This window comes from Vibrio sp. A1-b2 (genome assembly GCF_021726015.1).
GTDB lineage: Bacteria > Pseudomonadota > Gammaproteobacteria > Enterobacterales > Vibrionaceae > Vibrio > Vibrio diazotrophicus.
In genome coordinates this window covers 41,606-55,177 of record NZ_JAKKCI010000004.1, presented here as the reverse complement: position 1 = coordinate 55,177, position 13,572 = coordinate 41,606, and the positions used below count along the sequence as shown (strand labels likewise).

Annotated in this window: 13 protein-coding genes; 9 read left to right on the top strand and 4 right to left on the bottom strand. The window is 44.9% G+C overall.

Annotated features, from left to right (window positions below; genetic code table 11):
- Positions 1–91: 91 nt before the first annotated feature.
- Together L3V23_RS10360 and L3V23_RS10355 are read left to right on the top strand one after the other, a co-directional pair.
- Positions 92–1,129 carry a DUF3549 family protein gene (locus L3V23_RS10360; protein WP_102965382.1) on the top strand — a complete coding sequence of 346 codons (1,038 nt, stop codon included), beginning with the start codon at positions 92–94 and terminating at the stop codon, positions 1,127–1,129.
- 8 nt (positions 1,130–1,137) lie between these two features.
- A complete protein-coding gene (locus L3V23_RS10355) occupies positions 1,138–1,440 on the top strand; it encodes a DUF3301 domain-containing protein (protein ID WP_102953716.1) in 303 nt (100 codons plus the stop codon).
- On the opposite strand, the gene L3V23_RS10350 is transcribed toward L3V23_RS10355, so the two are convergent.
- Positions 1,412–1,909, bottom strand: coding sequence for a GNAT family protein (locus L3V23_RS10350; RefSeq protein ID WP_081878767.1), 498 nt, complete (start codon positions 1,907–1,909; stop codon positions 1,412–1,414). The two genes, L3V23_RS10355 and L3V23_RS10350, sit on opposite strands and share 29 nt — an antisense overlap.
- A gap of 882 nt (positions 1,910–2,791) precedes the next feature.
- Between L3V23_RS10350 and L3V23_RS10345 the strand changes: the two genes are divergently transcribed.
- Positions 2,792–3,085, top strand: a complete 294-nt coding sequence (locus tag L3V23_RS10345; RefSeq protein ID WP_102940267.1) for a hypothetical protein — start codon at positions 2,792–2,794, stop codon at positions 3,083–3,085.
- Positions 3,082–3,531: a YaiI/YqxD family protein gene (locus L3V23_RS10340; RefSeq protein WP_042488973.1), complete on the top strand. Its 450-nt coding sequence runs from the start codon at positions 3,082–3,084 to the stop codon at positions 3,529–3,531. Before L3V23_RS10345 ends, L3V23_RS10340 begins: the two co-directional genes overlap by 4 nt.
- Positions 3,532–3,640: 109 nt before the next feature.
- On the opposite strand, the gene L3V23_RS10335 is transcribed toward L3V23_RS10340, so the two are convergent.
- Entirely contained in the window at positions 3,641–5,227 is a 1,587-nt protein-coding gene (locus L3V23_RS10335; RefSeq protein WP_042488976.1) for an AbgT family transporter, read from the bottom strand.
- A gap of 224 nt (positions 5,228–5,451) precedes the next feature.
- Complete coding sequence (ykgO, locus tag L3V23_RS10330; RefSeq protein WP_081878768.1) at positions 5,452–5,577, bottom strand: type B 50S ribosomal protein L36; 126 nt, start codon at positions 5,575–5,577, stop codon at positions 5,452–5,454.
- Positions 5,578–5,713: 136 nt separating this feature from the next.
- Between ykgO and tsaA the strand changes: the two genes are divergently transcribed.
- From tsaA to L3V23_RS10305, 5 genes are all read left to right on the top strand, one after another.
- The gene (gene tsaA, locus L3V23_RS10325) at positions 5,714–6,409 is read left to right on the top strand and encodes a tRNA (N6-threonylcarbamoyladenosine(37)-N6)-methyltransferase TrmO (RefSeq protein WP_102965381.1); all 696 of its coding nucleotides are present in this window, start codon (positions 5,714–5,716) and stop codon (positions 6,407–6,409) included.
- Between the two features lie 67 nt (positions 6,410–6,476).
- Positions 6,477–8,192, top strand: coding sequence for a proline--tRNA ligase (locus tag L3V23_RS10320; protein WP_237292308.1), 1,716 nt, complete (start codon positions 6,477–6,479; stop codon positions 8,190–8,192).
- A gap of 104 nt (positions 8,193–8,296) precedes the next feature.
- Complete coding sequence (locus L3V23_RS10315; RefSeq protein ID WP_237292307.1) at positions 8,297–8,941, top strand: tellurite resistance TerB family protein; 645 nt, start codon at positions 8,297–8,299, stop codon at positions 8,939–8,941.
- Between the two features lie 144 nt (positions 8,942–9,085).
- Positions 9,086–9,292, top strand: coding sequence for a YaeP family protein (locus L3V23_RS10310; RefSeq protein ID WP_042488988.1), 207 nt, complete (start codon positions 9,086–9,088; stop codon positions 9,290–9,292).
- Entirely contained in the window at positions 9,292–9,483 is a 192-nt protein-coding gene (locus L3V23_RS10305) for a DUF4250 domain-containing protein (RefSeq protein WP_042488991.1), read from the top strand. The genes L3V23_RS10310 and L3V23_RS10305 overlap by 1 nt, the downstream gene beginning before the upstream one ends.
- A gap of 99 nt (positions 9,484–9,582) precedes the next feature.
- On the opposite strand, the gene purL is transcribed toward L3V23_RS10305, so the two are convergent.
- Positions 9,583–13,479 carry a phosphoribosylformylglycinamidine synthase gene (gene purL / locus L3V23_RS10300; RefSeq protein ID WP_042488994.1) on the bottom strand — a complete coding sequence of 1,299 codons (3,897 nt, stop codon included), beginning with the start codon at positions 13,477–13,479 and terminating at the stop codon, positions 9,583–9,585.
- Between the last annotated feature and the right edge of the window lie 93 nt (positions 13,480–13,572).

The window sequence follows — 13,572 nt, the reverse complement described above, 5'->3', positions numbered from 1 at the left end:
GTCGTACACCTTGAAAAAGGGCCATAGAGTACCATTTATTGGGGAAAGAAGGGTTACTTGCCCCAAAGAAAAGTAGGAACATTTTGCTCCCATGGACAATATTCAAACTCTGACAGCGCTGCTAAAAAACAGTGGCTGCCAATATCAAATTTTCGACCTTGGCCGACGTATTCAACCGATCGACAACGATCAGTTTTCGCACGTAGAACAAGGACATCAAGCTTACCCATATCCTGTAAAGCGTACCGCTCACCTTGCTATTGCGTACTGGAATGAAACCAAACAACCCTGGATTTGGTTTCTGAAATTTGCTTTAGACGAACGAGGATTGTTGCTACAAGCGGATGTGGGGCAATTCATTAAGTACGTGGTAGAAGCTATGGGGACTCGTCTGAATAAAGAGCTTACCGAAGAGCAGCAGGAAAAACTGGCAAACAATCCCTACACCTTTAAGCCATCTGAAGACAAAATGGCGGTCTTCCACAGCCAAATTCGCGCTGAGCTAGATATGCCTTGCAGCCAATATTACGAGCACGCACAGCACTATTTCTCGGGCGGTCTTGGCTGGAACAACTGGCAAACCGTAGGTCTGCAAGGTATTACCGATATCTGCGCACGCTTAAGCCAAGAACAAAACGGACCTATGGTGCGTAAGGCGCTTTCTCACTTACCCACGCAGCCTCTTTATGCGCTGCTTGGAGCACTTGAGCATACTAAACTGCCCGCTAAACTGGCCGAACGTCTTGAAGAATTTGCGCAGGCAGAGATATCAAGCAAAAATCCAGATCTGTTCTTACTGTCGGCATTAACTCGTGCGCTTTCAGTTTCAGATGAAAAACTGCTGAGCAAGATTGTCGATGCTATCTTAGCAAGCCCACGTTTAAGCCATCCTGAAGTTCTGATTGCGATTGCAGGTCGTGCGTGGCACGTTTTGAACCTAAATTCGCGAGCAGAACAGTTCTTACTAAGGCTGGCACAAACAGGCAACCAGACTCTGTTCAATCAGCTATTTGCCGACTTAGTCATGTTGCCAGAGCTAAGAATGGTGCTATTACCACTTCTGCATGGCACACCATCTGAAGAGCTCGCTCAAGCGCTGATTAAACTTCAACAAGATACAAAGTCTTAGGATAGAAGATGATTGGAGACTTATTGGCAATATTGGCACTGTGCTTTGTCTGTTTTCTTTTTTGGCAACAAAGGCGTCAGTCTGAAATCGCAAAGTCACATGTATTGAGAAAGTGCGATCAGCTTGAACTCCAATTGCTAAGCGTCTCATTCGGTGGCCACAAATGGAAAACCAGCGATGGTCGCTGGTTTTGGCATACGGTTTACTTGTTTGAATTTTCGGCTTTAGGCGACGACTGTTACCAAGGAAGGCTGGAAATGCGCGGTTTCATCCCAATGCGCTTTAACTTGCCACCGCATCGGATGGTCTAATCCATTCGAAGTCATAACTCGGGGCGAAATATTCTTCATTTTCGCCTTTGTTTTCAAACCCTAAAGCTTGCAATATCTTAATCGCGGAGAGATTTTCAACTTCCGCACTCGCAACGACTCTCATCAGTCCTAATCGCTCACAGGCTTTGGGAAAAAACGCTTTTAATGCTTCAGACGCTAAACCTTGCTTCCAGTAAAGCTTATCGAAAATAAAGCCCAGCTCAGCTTTAATGTCATCGCGCTCGATAAACACATGTCCCATAAACTCACGATTATAGTTATCCAGAACCGCCATTGCATGAATGGAGGAGTCATTGAGTACGCGCTTGAATAACTCTCTTGATGCCGAAACCGTTTTAGGGCCGTTCATATATGCCCTGTTTTTAGCACAGCAATTCAGCATCAAAAAGTCCAACTCGAACGATTCTGTATAGGGAATTAACAGTGTTCGTCGTGTCACTATTGTCACAAACAGTCCTTGTTACAACATCAAATGAATAGCGTTTTTGCTATTACTAACAAAAACAAAAAAATTTAAGCCACTGATTATTTTTATTATTTTACTGATTTTCGCATAGATAACGCTCAAAAGGTCACTATGTGGTCGGTAGAAATTGTCGCAGAGATAACAGAATTTGAATTGGAAAACTTCAAATTAAGAAAAACCCCAACACCTAAGTGCTGGGGTTTAAGTCTTGTGTGCAGCAATCCGGCTACAAATACGTGCTTCCTGCATCATCCTTAAAAAACCGAATCCTTCAGTCAAATCCTTGCATCGCCTTCCTAGCGGTGTCCGTTTTCATCCTTTGTGCTAACTTTCCTGTTAGCGCTCATCACTTGTTCCTTGAGCGGTGTCCTTCCCATCATCCTGATGGTGTCCTACCCTTTCCTAGGGTTTATCCTTTTTGCTTTCCTTGCCAACTAACTTCCTGTTAGCTGTTGAATCCGTTCGTATCCGTATCCATGTAGTGATTTATCCGTTAATCACTTTTTCGTCCTGAAATCACCGTCCAGTGGTGTATCCAATTCCGTGTCAGTTCCCTTCCGACGAGGTTTAATCTACGCCTTTGGATTTTTTGTACAATTACCTGATCGCAAATATTTCTGCACACAAAGCAAGCAAACAAATTAAAACCCTAAAATTCAATAATTTACAGACATAAAGTAGAATTTTCCGCTTCACAAAACTCTGATATCTCACACTACTTGTAAGAGATCTCGCACAAGAACGTGTTACTTTCACTAGCACTCTTGAACTGAAGAAAAACGAACGAAGACACGCTAAAACTTTTAAGCAGGAATAATCCATCGATCTGATATAAAATCACGCCAACAGATAGAAGGATGACCTATGCTCACACAAGACGTCACTAAAGAGCTCGAAAGTGTGCTCACCACACTGCAACAGCAAGGAAAAGAACCGACTGTTGCGTTAGTTAGAGCACGTATGAGTACATCAGTTCCTATGGCTGCCCTAATTGCTGCGATTAAAAGCTGGAAGAATGCTAACCGTGTTCCGAAAGTAGAAATTGCGGCAAAAACCAGTGGGGATACGGATCGTATTACTCAGCTAGAACAGACCATAGTTCAGCTCACTCAGCGTATTGAACAGTTGGAACAACAAATTAACGGTAAAACTCAATGAAGATATGGGTTGACGCAGACGCTTGCCCGAAAGTGATAAGAGAAACGATTGTACGTGCAGCAGAACGCACAGGGATAGAGTGTACCTTCGTAGCTAACCACATCATTCCAGTACCTAAGCGAGTCAATATTCACTCCATTCAGGTCCCTGCAGGTTTTGATATTGCTGATAATGAAATTGTAAGACGAGTAGAAGCGAACGACTTGGTTATCACTTCCGACATTCCCCTTGCCGACGAAGTTATTACCAAAGGGGCATTGGCGCTTAACTCACGCGGTGAGCTTTATACGAAAGACACCATTAAAGCACGCCTAAACATTCGCGACTTTATGGAAACAATGCGATCAAGTGGTATTCAAACTGGAGGCCCAAGCGCCCTGTCTCAGACTGATCGACGCGAGTTCGCTAACCACTTAGACAGATATCTGGCGAAGTTTAAAAAATAGCTCTTTTCTAAATACAAAAAAACCTGCGAATCTCGCAGGTTTTTTCTTATCTATATAACTAATCAAGCTATATAACCAATCAAGGTATGTCGCTTAAAGCGAACATGACTTATGGCGTGTAGTACGTTGCTGCACCTGGGCCTACTGGTAGACCTAGCAAGAATACCCAAACGTAGAACAACAAGCTCCAACCTACGATAAAGCAGATTGAGTAAGGCAGCATGGTTGCGATTAGCGTACCAATACCTAGATTCTTCATGTAGCGAGTTGCAACCGCAAGGATCAGACCAAAGTAACTCATCATTGGTGTGATGATGTTGGTGGTTGAGTCACCGATACGGTAAGCCGCTTGAATCGTTTCAGGCGCATAACCGACTAGCATTAACATTGGAACGAAAATTGGTGCCGTTACTGCCCACTGCGCCGATGCTGAACCGATCATCAAGTTGATGAAGCCACACATCAGGATAAATGCGAAGAACAACATTGGGCCTGTTAAGCCGATGTTTTGCAGGAAGTCTGCACCTGCAACAGCAAATACCTGACCAAAGTTAGTCCACTTGAAGAATGCAACAAACTGAGCAGCAAAGAATACCAATACGATGTACATGCCCATAGAAGACATAGATTTCGCCATCGCATCGATAACATCACGGTCAGTTTTCATCGTACCCACAACACGGCCATAAACGTAGCCAGGGATTGCGAAGAATACGAAGATGAAAGCAACAATACTTTTCAGGAATGGTGAACCAGCAACAGTACCTTCAGCAGAGCGAAGAACACCGTCAGCAGGAACGATAGTCCAAGCAAGAAGAGCACTTACTGCAAGTACTGCAATACCAGCAAGCTTCAAACCACGTTTTTCAATATCAGTCAGAGTACCCATCTTGTCTTTAGAAAGGTCTTCTGCTGCCTCTTCTGGGTTGTATTTACCCAGTTTAGGTTCAACGATCTTCTCAGTTACGTAAGCACCCATACCTGCAATAAAGAAGGTAGAAACAAACATGAAGTACCAGTTCACTTCTGGGCCAACTGTGTAAGTTGGGTCAATCATTTGTGCTGCGGTTTCAGTGATACCTGAAAGCAGTGGATCAACAGTACCAATCAGAAGGTTTGCAGAGTAACCACCAGATACACCTGCAAATGCGGCAGCCAGACCCGCCAGAGGGTGACGACCTAAAGAGTGGAACAGCATAGCTGCAAGTGGAATCAATACCACGTAGCCAAGTTCAGATGCTGTATTCGAAATGATACCTGCAAATACAACTGTAACCGTCACCATGCGAGCAGATGCGCCCATAACAAGGCCACGCATTGCAGCAGATAAAAGACCAGAATATTCAGCAATTGCCACACCAAGCATAGCAACAAGCACTGTGCCTAAAGGTGCAAAACCAACAAAGTTTTTCACTAGGTTAGTTACGATCAGTTGTAGACCTTCAGCATTAAGCAGGCTAACAACGTGGATCATACCATCAGCGGCACGGCCTTTAGCGCCTTCTGGACGTGGGTCCATAACTGAGACTTCAAAATAGCCTGCAATACCTGATGAAATAAGAATCGCTAAACAGAAAATAGCGAATAAAGTAATCGGATGGGGTAATAGGTTCCCTAAATACTCAACACCATCTAAGAAGCGGGTAAAAAGTGACTTTTTAGGTGCTGGTTTGTTTATTGAAGCAGACGAACTCATCTGTTTCCTCCTTGTAGTTTTCTCTATGCATTTGTGACAAAAATGTCAAAAGCGCGGCGAAGAGTACTTGAGGGAGTGAACATTACAAAATCAAAGATGTTACAGATTATTTCAAATTAAGCATAAAATAATTCAAATCAGCACAATAAGTAGTGTTATAAACCAAACAAATGTATTTAACGAATATTATAAGTTAATAACAACATTCAAGTCGTAGCAATGACTCATCTCTGAACTGCTTTAAACCTAGGGTTAGCTTTGCAGATAACATAAAGACGCCCACGACGCTTTACAATCTGGCAACCTGGATGACGATTTTTTGCACTTTTCAGAGAACTTAATACTTTCATGGATGAAACCTCGCAATTAATAGTTGTTATAATATAACATAACAAAATAGAATTACTGTCAACAATAATTACTACTGTTCTCTGTTAGGTGTGATATTTTCACTTTTATTTCTTTAGCCAAACTCAATACACGCCAATGCATACCATCACGCCTATTGCTACCATCGAAACTCCATATAAAGAGAAGTTTGCCGTTCCCCGTCAGCCACGTTTAGTGCCCAGCGCAACAGCACGCATCAAACTATTAGGCGAGCTGAACTGTATGGAAGCAGTAAGTGAGTTAGAGCAGTTCAGTCATCTGTGGTTATTGTTCTTGTTTGATCAAAATCTTGAAGCAGGTTGGAAACCAACGGTTCGTCCACCGCGTCTTGGTGGCAATGAAAGAGTGGGTGTATTGGCTTCCCGTTCAACATTTCGTCCGAATGGAATTGGTATGTCTGCGGTGGAGTTTCGAGGCATAGAAAAAGAAGGCGATCAAATCTATATAGAAGTGGGCAGTGTTGATCTGGTTGATGGTACTCCCATCATCGATATAAAACCTTATATCCCCTATTCTGACTCCGTACCAGAAGCAAAAGGTGGATACGCAGATGCGGAGCCTCCAACAGTTCAGGTTGAATTCAGCCCTACAGCTCTGGCTATTTTGCAGTCGCTACCCGATTCAACCGTCAAACAAGCGGTGATTAGCGAAGTTCTAGCACAAGATCCACGTCCTGCTTACAAGAAAAATAAGCCTGACGATAAGCAATACGCAGTACATTTGTACAATTTGAACGTAAAATTCACCATATCTGGTAACTTAGTGACAGTTACTACTATTGAACACTTTTGACATTCGCTTTTGGCTGATATTATTAGCGGCTAAATTTATTACCACCTTTGATAAACGGATACCATAAATGCGTACCAGTAAATATCTTCTTTCTACTCTGAAGGAGACTCCAAACGACGCAGAAGTAGTGAGCCACCAGCTCATGCTACGTGCGGGTATGATCCGTAAGCTAGCTTCAGGTCTTTACACTTGGCTACCTACCGGTCTTCGCGTACTGCGTAAAGTCGAAACCATCATTCGCCAAGAAATCGACAATGCAGGGGCAATCGAAACACTAATGCCCGTTGTGCAGCCGTTTGAACTATGGGAAGAGACTGGTCGCTCTGAAAAGATGGGCCCAGAACTGCTTCGCTTTACTGACCGCCACACTCGTCCGTTTGTACTAAGCCCAACAGCAGAAGAAGTGATTACTGCTCTTGTGCGTAATGAAGTGAGTTCATACAAGCAGCTTCCGCTGAACCTGTACCAAATCCAGACTAAGTTCCGTGATGAACGCCGCCCTCGTTTTGGCGTGATGCGCTCTCGTGAATTCTCTATGATGGATGCATACAGCTTCGACATCGATAAAGAAGGTCTGCAAAAATCTTACGACGCTATGCACGATGCTTACTGTAAAGCATTCGACCGCATGGGTCTGGATTACCGCCCAGTATTGGCGGATAGCGGCGCTATCGGTGGCAGCGGCTCTCAAGAGTTCCACGTATTGGCGGAAAGCGGCGAAGACTTAATCGCATTCTCTACTGAATCTGATTACGCTGCGAACATTGAAAAAGCAGAAGCGGTTGCACTTTCAGCAGAACTTGCAGCACCAACTCAAGAGATGACTCTGGTTGATACGCCAAATGCGAAAACCATTGCAGAACTTGTTGAACAATTTGAACTGCCTATCGAGAAAACAGTTAAAACACTTTTCGTTAAAGCATCAGATGAAGTTGACGCAGACATCATTGCCCTGATCATCCGTGGTGATCACGAGCTAAACGAAGTAAAAGCAGAGAACTTGAAAGAAGTCGCTTCTCCATTAGAGATGGCTTCTGAAGAAGAGATTCGTGCTCTAGTCGGTGCAGGTCCAGGTTCTTTAGGTCCAGTAGGTCTAAAACTGCCATTCATCGTTGACCGCACAGTTGCTGTAACCAGCGACTTCAGTGCTGGTGCAAACGTTGATGGTAAACACTACTTCGGTATTAACTGGGGCCGTGACGTTCAACTAGGTCAAGTTGAAGACCTACGTAACGTTGTTGAAGGTGACCCAAGCCCATGTGGTAAAGGCACAATCATGCTTAAGCGTGGTATCGAAGTTGGTCACATCTTCCAGCTTGGTACTAACTACTCAGAGAAAATGAACTGTGGTGTTCTAGGCGCTGACGGTAAGAACGTTATTCTAGAAATGGGTTGTTACGGTATCGGTGTTACTCGTGTAGTGGCTGCTGCAATTGAACAGAACCACGATAAATACGGTATCATCTGGCCAGACGCTATTGCACCGTTCCAAGTGGCTATCGTTCCAATGAACATGCACAAATCTGAGCGCGTTCAAGAAGCCGCAGAGAAGCTATATGCTGAACTGACAGCTGCTGGTATCGAAGTTCTATTCGATGACCGTAAAGAACGCCCAGGTGTTATGTTCTCTGATATGGAGCTACTTGGTGTTCCTCATACGATCGTTATCGGTGATCGTAGTATGGACGAAGGTAATTTCGAATATAAAAACCGTCGCACTGGTGATAAAACTCCAGTGGCAATGACTGATATCGTCGAGCACATCAAGTCGCAAATGGCTTAATCTCGAACGTCTATCTTTGAAGGCTGCCTATTGGCAGCCTTTTTTATTAATGCTGGATTCATCATTTCTCTTCTACACTGCATAAAAACAAAAAGGAGAAAGACATGGATCTCAAAGCCCTACTCAATCAAGCACTCAACTCCAATTTGGTTCAATCCGGTAAGCAGCAAGCTCAGTCTTTAGCTCAGGATAAAAGCCAGCTTGCCACCCTTGGTGCAGGTGCACTCGGCGGAGGTATCATAGGCCTTTTAATGGGGTCTAAGAAAACCAAGAAATTGGGCAAAAAAGCGCTCGCCATCGGTGGTTCTGCGGCTCTGGGGGCTCTCGCCTATAAGATGTATAACGACTGGCAAGCCAATCAAAATGAAGCACCTCAGCCAGCGACCTTTGACCAATCAAATCCTCGCCATGAAATACTCATTCTTAAAGCGATGATCGCTTCAGCCAAAGCAGATGGACACGTAGATGAGCAAGAAATGGCTAAGATAAACCAAGTGATTAATGAGATTGGTGCCGATAACGACGTTCAAACGCTGTTCCAACAAGAGTTGAAAAAACCTTTAGACCCGAATGAAATCGCTGCGCTCGCGCAAACTCCGGCTCAAGCGTCGGAAATCTATCTTGCTTCAGCATTGATTGCCGACGAGCAAAACTTTATGGAAAAAGCGTATCTGCAAGAATTGGCGAAGCAACTCGGTTTAAGTGAAGAGTTAGTAAATAACATTCATCAGCAGATAAACGGTGAATAATTCACCAGCTGAAACTCAACATTGAGCCAGCTCAAAGGTAACTTTTGTCTTCATTCTGCTCTCTGTGTATATTGAGAGCAGTTATCATTTATATGGCAGACGTCTCGTTCTGTACTATTCGTTCTGTAAAAGTAGGATAGAGTTATGCAAGTTTACGGTTGTTGTGATTTAGTTCGTGAGTTATACGCTCAAATTGGTAGTGGCGATCAAGCCTATATTCCTCAAGCCATTAGCTGCGCGGTTCGTGCTTTGAACGATGTGGCAGCGGATACTTCTTTACCAAAAGAAGTAAGAGAAAAAGCTGCCTTTGCTGCGGCAAACTTACTGATTTCTGATTTCGAGGACAAATAATGAATCTCGCGAATTTCGCCTCTATGGACACAGTCATGCTAATGAGCATTGTGAACATGAAGCTGCGTGACGACTTTAACGGTGATTTAGACAAACTGGTTGCCTACTTCGATATTGACCGAACCGCACTTGAAGCAAAGCTGGCCACAGCGGGCTTTGAGTTTCTACCTGAGGCGGGTCAGTTTCGTTAATCTTCGAAATTGATGATGTAGAATGTAAAAAAACGCAAACCCAAGGGTTTGCGTTTTTAATTATCTGAAATTTAGTAGCTTTAATTCACAGGTCTGTTATTAACCCAAGTTCTTGCGAGCGTTTTGGAACATACGCATCCAAGCACCGTTCTCGCCCCAGCTATCTGGATGCCATGAGTTCGCCACTGTGCGGAATACACGCTCAGGGTGAGGCATCATAATGGTTACACGGCCATCAGCAGTTGTTAAACCAGTAATTGCGTTTGGCGAACCATTCGGGTTGTTCGGGTATTGTTGTGTTGGGTTACCCAAGTTATCAACAAAACGAACCGCTACCGTACCTGAGTTTTCGATAGCAGCTAGGTGTGCTTCATCACGAACTTCTACACGACCTTCACCGTGAGAAACCGCGATAGGCATACGAGAACCAGCCATACCGTCGAAGAACACAGAATCAGATTTCTGAACTTCTACCAAGCTAAAACGAGCTTCAAAACGCTCAGATTCGTTACGTACGAAACGAGGCCATAAGTCTGCACCTGGGATCAGTTCTTTCAGGTTAGAAAGCATCTGACAGCCATTACACACACCTAGAGAGAAGGTATCTTCACGGTTGAAGAAGGTTTCAAACTGGTCACGAGCCTGTGCGTTAAATAGCACTGACTTCGCCCAACCTTCACCAGCACCCAGTACGTCACCGTAAGAGAAGCCACCACAAGCCACAAGGCCTTGGTACTCTTCCAATACAGCCTGACCAGTCAAGATATCACTCATATGGATATCGGTAGCTTCAAAACCTGCACGGTCAAACGCTGCTGCCATTTCAACATGCGAGTTAACACCCTGCTCACGCAGAATTGCCATCTTAGGCTTAGCACCTTTCGCAATGTAAGGCGCTGCTACGTCTTCGTTAGTATCGAAGCTGAGTTTCACGTTCAGACCTGGGTCTGAGTTGTCTTTCTTCGCTTCAAACTCTTGGTTTGCACACGTAGGGTTGTCACGCATCGCTTGCATTTTGTGCGTCATTTCAGCCCAGATAGTACGAAGTTCTGTTCTTGAACGGTCGACCAGTACTGTTTCACCAGAAGTGATCACTAGCTTGTCTGAAGCTTCTACTGCGCCAATAACATGTGAACATGCGGCTAAACCGTTATCTGCTAGTGTTGCCAGTACAGATTCAAGTTCATCGTTCTTAACCTGAACAACTGCACCCAGTTCTTCGTTGAACAGCGCAGCCAGAGTATCTTCACCTAAAGCTTCGATGTTTGCCTTCACACCACAGTGACCAGCGAATGCCATCTCAGCAAGAGTAACAAATAGACCGCCGTCGCCTTTATCGTGGTAAGCAATCAGCTTGTCGTTGCTGACTAGGCTTTGAATAGCGTTGAAGAAACCTTTTAGTTGCTCTGCGTTATCTACATCAGCAGGCTTATCACCCAACTGCTTGTAAACCTGAGCCAGTGCTGTTGCACCTAGACGGTTCTTACCGTTACCTAGGTCAATAAGCACTAGGCTTGATTCGCCTAAATCTGTGCGAAGCTGTGGAGTCACTGTCTTACGAACATCTTCTACGCGAGAAAACGCAGTGATGATCAATGAAAGTGGAGAAGTCACTTCTTTGTCTTCGCCATTTTCGTTCCACTTAGTCTTCATCGACATTGAGTCTTTACCCACAGGGATAGTCAGACCAAGTGCCGGACACAGCTCTTCACCTACCGCTTTCACTGCTTCGTATAGACCAGCATCTTCACCTGGGTGACCCGCTGGAGACATCCAGTTCGCAGATAGTTTGATACGTTTGATATCGCCGATTTCAGTTGCAGCGATGTTAGTAATTGCTTCACCAACCGCTAGACGAGCAGACGCACCGAAGTCCAGCAATGCTACAGGCGTACGTTCACCCATCGCCATAACTTCACCGTGGTAAGTGTCGTAACTTGCCGCTGTTACTGCGCAGTTCGCAACAGGAACCTGCCATGGGCCAACCATTTGGTCACGAGCCACAAGACCAGTTACCGTACGGTCACCAATGGTGATAAGGAATGTTTTCTCTGCAACGGCTGGTAGACGAAGAACACGTTCAATCGCATCACCCAATTCAATACCTGAACGATCAATAGCTGGGCTGTTCACCTTCGCTGTTTTCGCATCACGGTGCATTTTAGGTGTTTTACCTAGCAGGATATCCATTGGCATATCGATAGGCGTGTTGTCGAAGTGTGTATCTTCCAGCTTCAGGTCACGCTCTTCAGTCGCGATACCTACAACTGCGTATGGAGCACGTTCACGCTTACAGATAGCATCGAACGCTGCCATGTTTTCTGGCGCAACCGCCAGTACGTAACGTTCCTGAGATTCGTTACACCAAATTTCCAACGGGCTCATCCCCGGCTCATCATTTGGCACGTCACGTAATTGGAAAATACCGCCACGCTCGCCGTCATCTACTAGCTCTGGCAATGCGTTAGAAATACCGCCCGCGCCCACATCGTGAATAAATGCGATTGGGTTTGCGTCACCAAGCTGCCAGCAACGGTCGATAACTTCTTGACAACGACGTTCCATCTCAGGGTTTTCACGTTGTACAGAAGCAAAATCGAGATCTTCCGCAGACTGACCTGAAGCCATAGAAGAAGCAGCACCGCCACCAAGGCCGATGTTCATTGCAGGACCACCAAGCACGATTAAGCTTGCACCTACTGGAATTTCTTTCTTCTGTACGTGTTCATCACGGATGTTACCTAAACCACCAGCAATCATAATTGGTTTGTGGTAACCACGGATCTCTTCACCCGCGTGAGAAGTCACTTTCTCTTCGTAGGTACGGAAGTAGCCTAACAGGTTAGGACGACCAAATTCGTTGTTAAATGCTGCGCCGCCTAAAGGACCTTCAAGCATGATATCCAGAGCGTTAACGATACGACCTGGCTTACCGAAGTCCGTTTCCCAAGGCTGAACAAAGTTTGGAATACGAAGGTTAGAGGTTGTAAAACCAACTAAGCCAGCTTTCGGTTTACCGCCGATACCGGTTGCGCCTTCATCACGGATTTCACCGCCAGAACCTGTAGAAGCACCTGGCCATGGAGAAATAGCGGTTGGGTGGTTGTGTGTTTCCACCTTCATCAGAATGTGTGCTTTTTCGTGGCTGTAGCCGTATTGACGAGTCTCTGGGTTCGGGAAGAAACGACCAACTTCAGAGCCTTCCATTACCGCAGCGTTATCTTTGTAAGCAGACAGAACGTAATCTGGAGTCATCTCCATTGTGTTCTTGATCATCTTGAACAGCGATTTGTCTTGCTTCACGCCGTCGATTGTCCAATCTGCATTGAAGATCTTATGGCGACAGTGCTCTGAGTTTGCTTGTGCAAACATCATTAATTCGATGTCAGTTGGGTTACGCTCAAGCTTAGTCACAAAGCTTTCAAGTAAGTAGTCGATCTCGTCTTCAGCAAGAGCCAGACCAAGGGTAACGTTTGCTTCTTCAAGCGCTTTACGACCGCCCGAAAGTAGATCAACGTAAGCAACTGGCGCTGGTTCTGCAGATTTGAATAGTGCAGCAGCTTGCTCTTGTTCAGTAAACACCACTTCCATCATGCGGTCATGAATTAAAGCGTTGATGCTAGCGATTTGGTCAGCTGAAAGTTCACCTTCAGACTCAATGTAGTAAGCCGTACCGCGCTCTAGTCGCTTAACATTTGCCAAGCCACAGTTGTTAGCGATATCAGTTGCCTTAGAAGACCAAGGAGAAATTGTACCCGGGCGAGGAGTAACAAGAAGTAGCAAACCTTGTGGCTCGTGTTCTTGAATTGTTGGACCGTAAGTCAATAACTTCTCAAGTTTTTCGATTTCACTGTCGTCTAAATCTGCCTTGAGATCAGCAAAGTGCATGAACTCTGCATAGATACCCGTCACAGGTAAGTTTTGTTCACGACACGTCTCGAGTAGTTTATTGACACGAAACTCAGAAAGAGCTGGGGAACCACGCAAAATTCTCATGTGCAAAGGTCTCTATATCCATTGATTGAGGTGTAATTGGTATAAATTCATCTAATTATCAGTACGTTAAACTAATTAATTGGAACTTATGCC

Coding starts and splice junctions, on each gene's coding strand:
- L3V23_RS10360 (WP_102965382.1), top strand. CDS start 92: ATGGACAATATTCAAACTCTGACAGCGCTGCTAAAAAACAGTGGCTGC.
- L3V23_RS10355 (WP_102953716.1), top strand. CDS start 1,138: ATGATTGGAGACTTATTGGCAATATTGGCACTGTGCTTTGTCTGTTTT.
- L3V23_RS10345 (WP_102940267.1), top strand. CDS start 2,792: ATGCTCACACAAGACGTCACTAAAGAGCTCGAAAGTGTGCTCACCACA.
- L3V23_RS10340 (WP_042488973.1), top strand. CDS start 3,082: ATGAAGATATGGGTTGACGCAGACGCTTGCCCGAAAGTGATAAGAGAA.
- L3V23_RS10335 (WP_042488976.1), bottom strand. CDS start 5,227: ATGAGTTCGTCTGCTTCAATAAACAAACCAGCACCTAAAAAGTCACTT.
- ykgO (WP_081878768.1), bottom strand. CDS start 5,577: ATGAAAGTATTAAGTTCTCTGAAAAGTGCAAAAAATCGTCATCCAGGT.
- tsaA (WP_102965381.1), top strand. CDS start 5,714: ATGCATACCATCACGCCTATTGCTACCATCGAAACTCCATATAAAGAG.
- L3V23_RS10320 (WP_237292308.1), top strand. CDS start 6,477: ATGCGTACCAGTAAATATCTTCTTTCTACTCTGAAGGAGACTCCAAAC.
- L3V23_RS10315 (WP_237292307.1), top strand. CDS start 8,297: ATGGATCTCAAAGCCCTACTCAATCAAGCACTCAACTCCAATTTGGTT.
- L3V23_RS10310 (WP_042488988.1), top strand. CDS start 9,086: ATGCAAGTTTACGGTTGTTGTGATTTAGTTCGTGAGTTATACGCTCAA.
- L3V23_RS10305 (WP_042488991.1), top strand. CDS start 9,292: ATGAATCTCGCGAATTTCGCCTCTATGGACACAGTCATGCTAATGAGC.
- purL (WP_042488994.1), bottom strand. CDS start 13,479: ATGAGAATTTTGCGTGGTTCCCCAGCTCTTTCTGAGTTTCGTGTCAAT.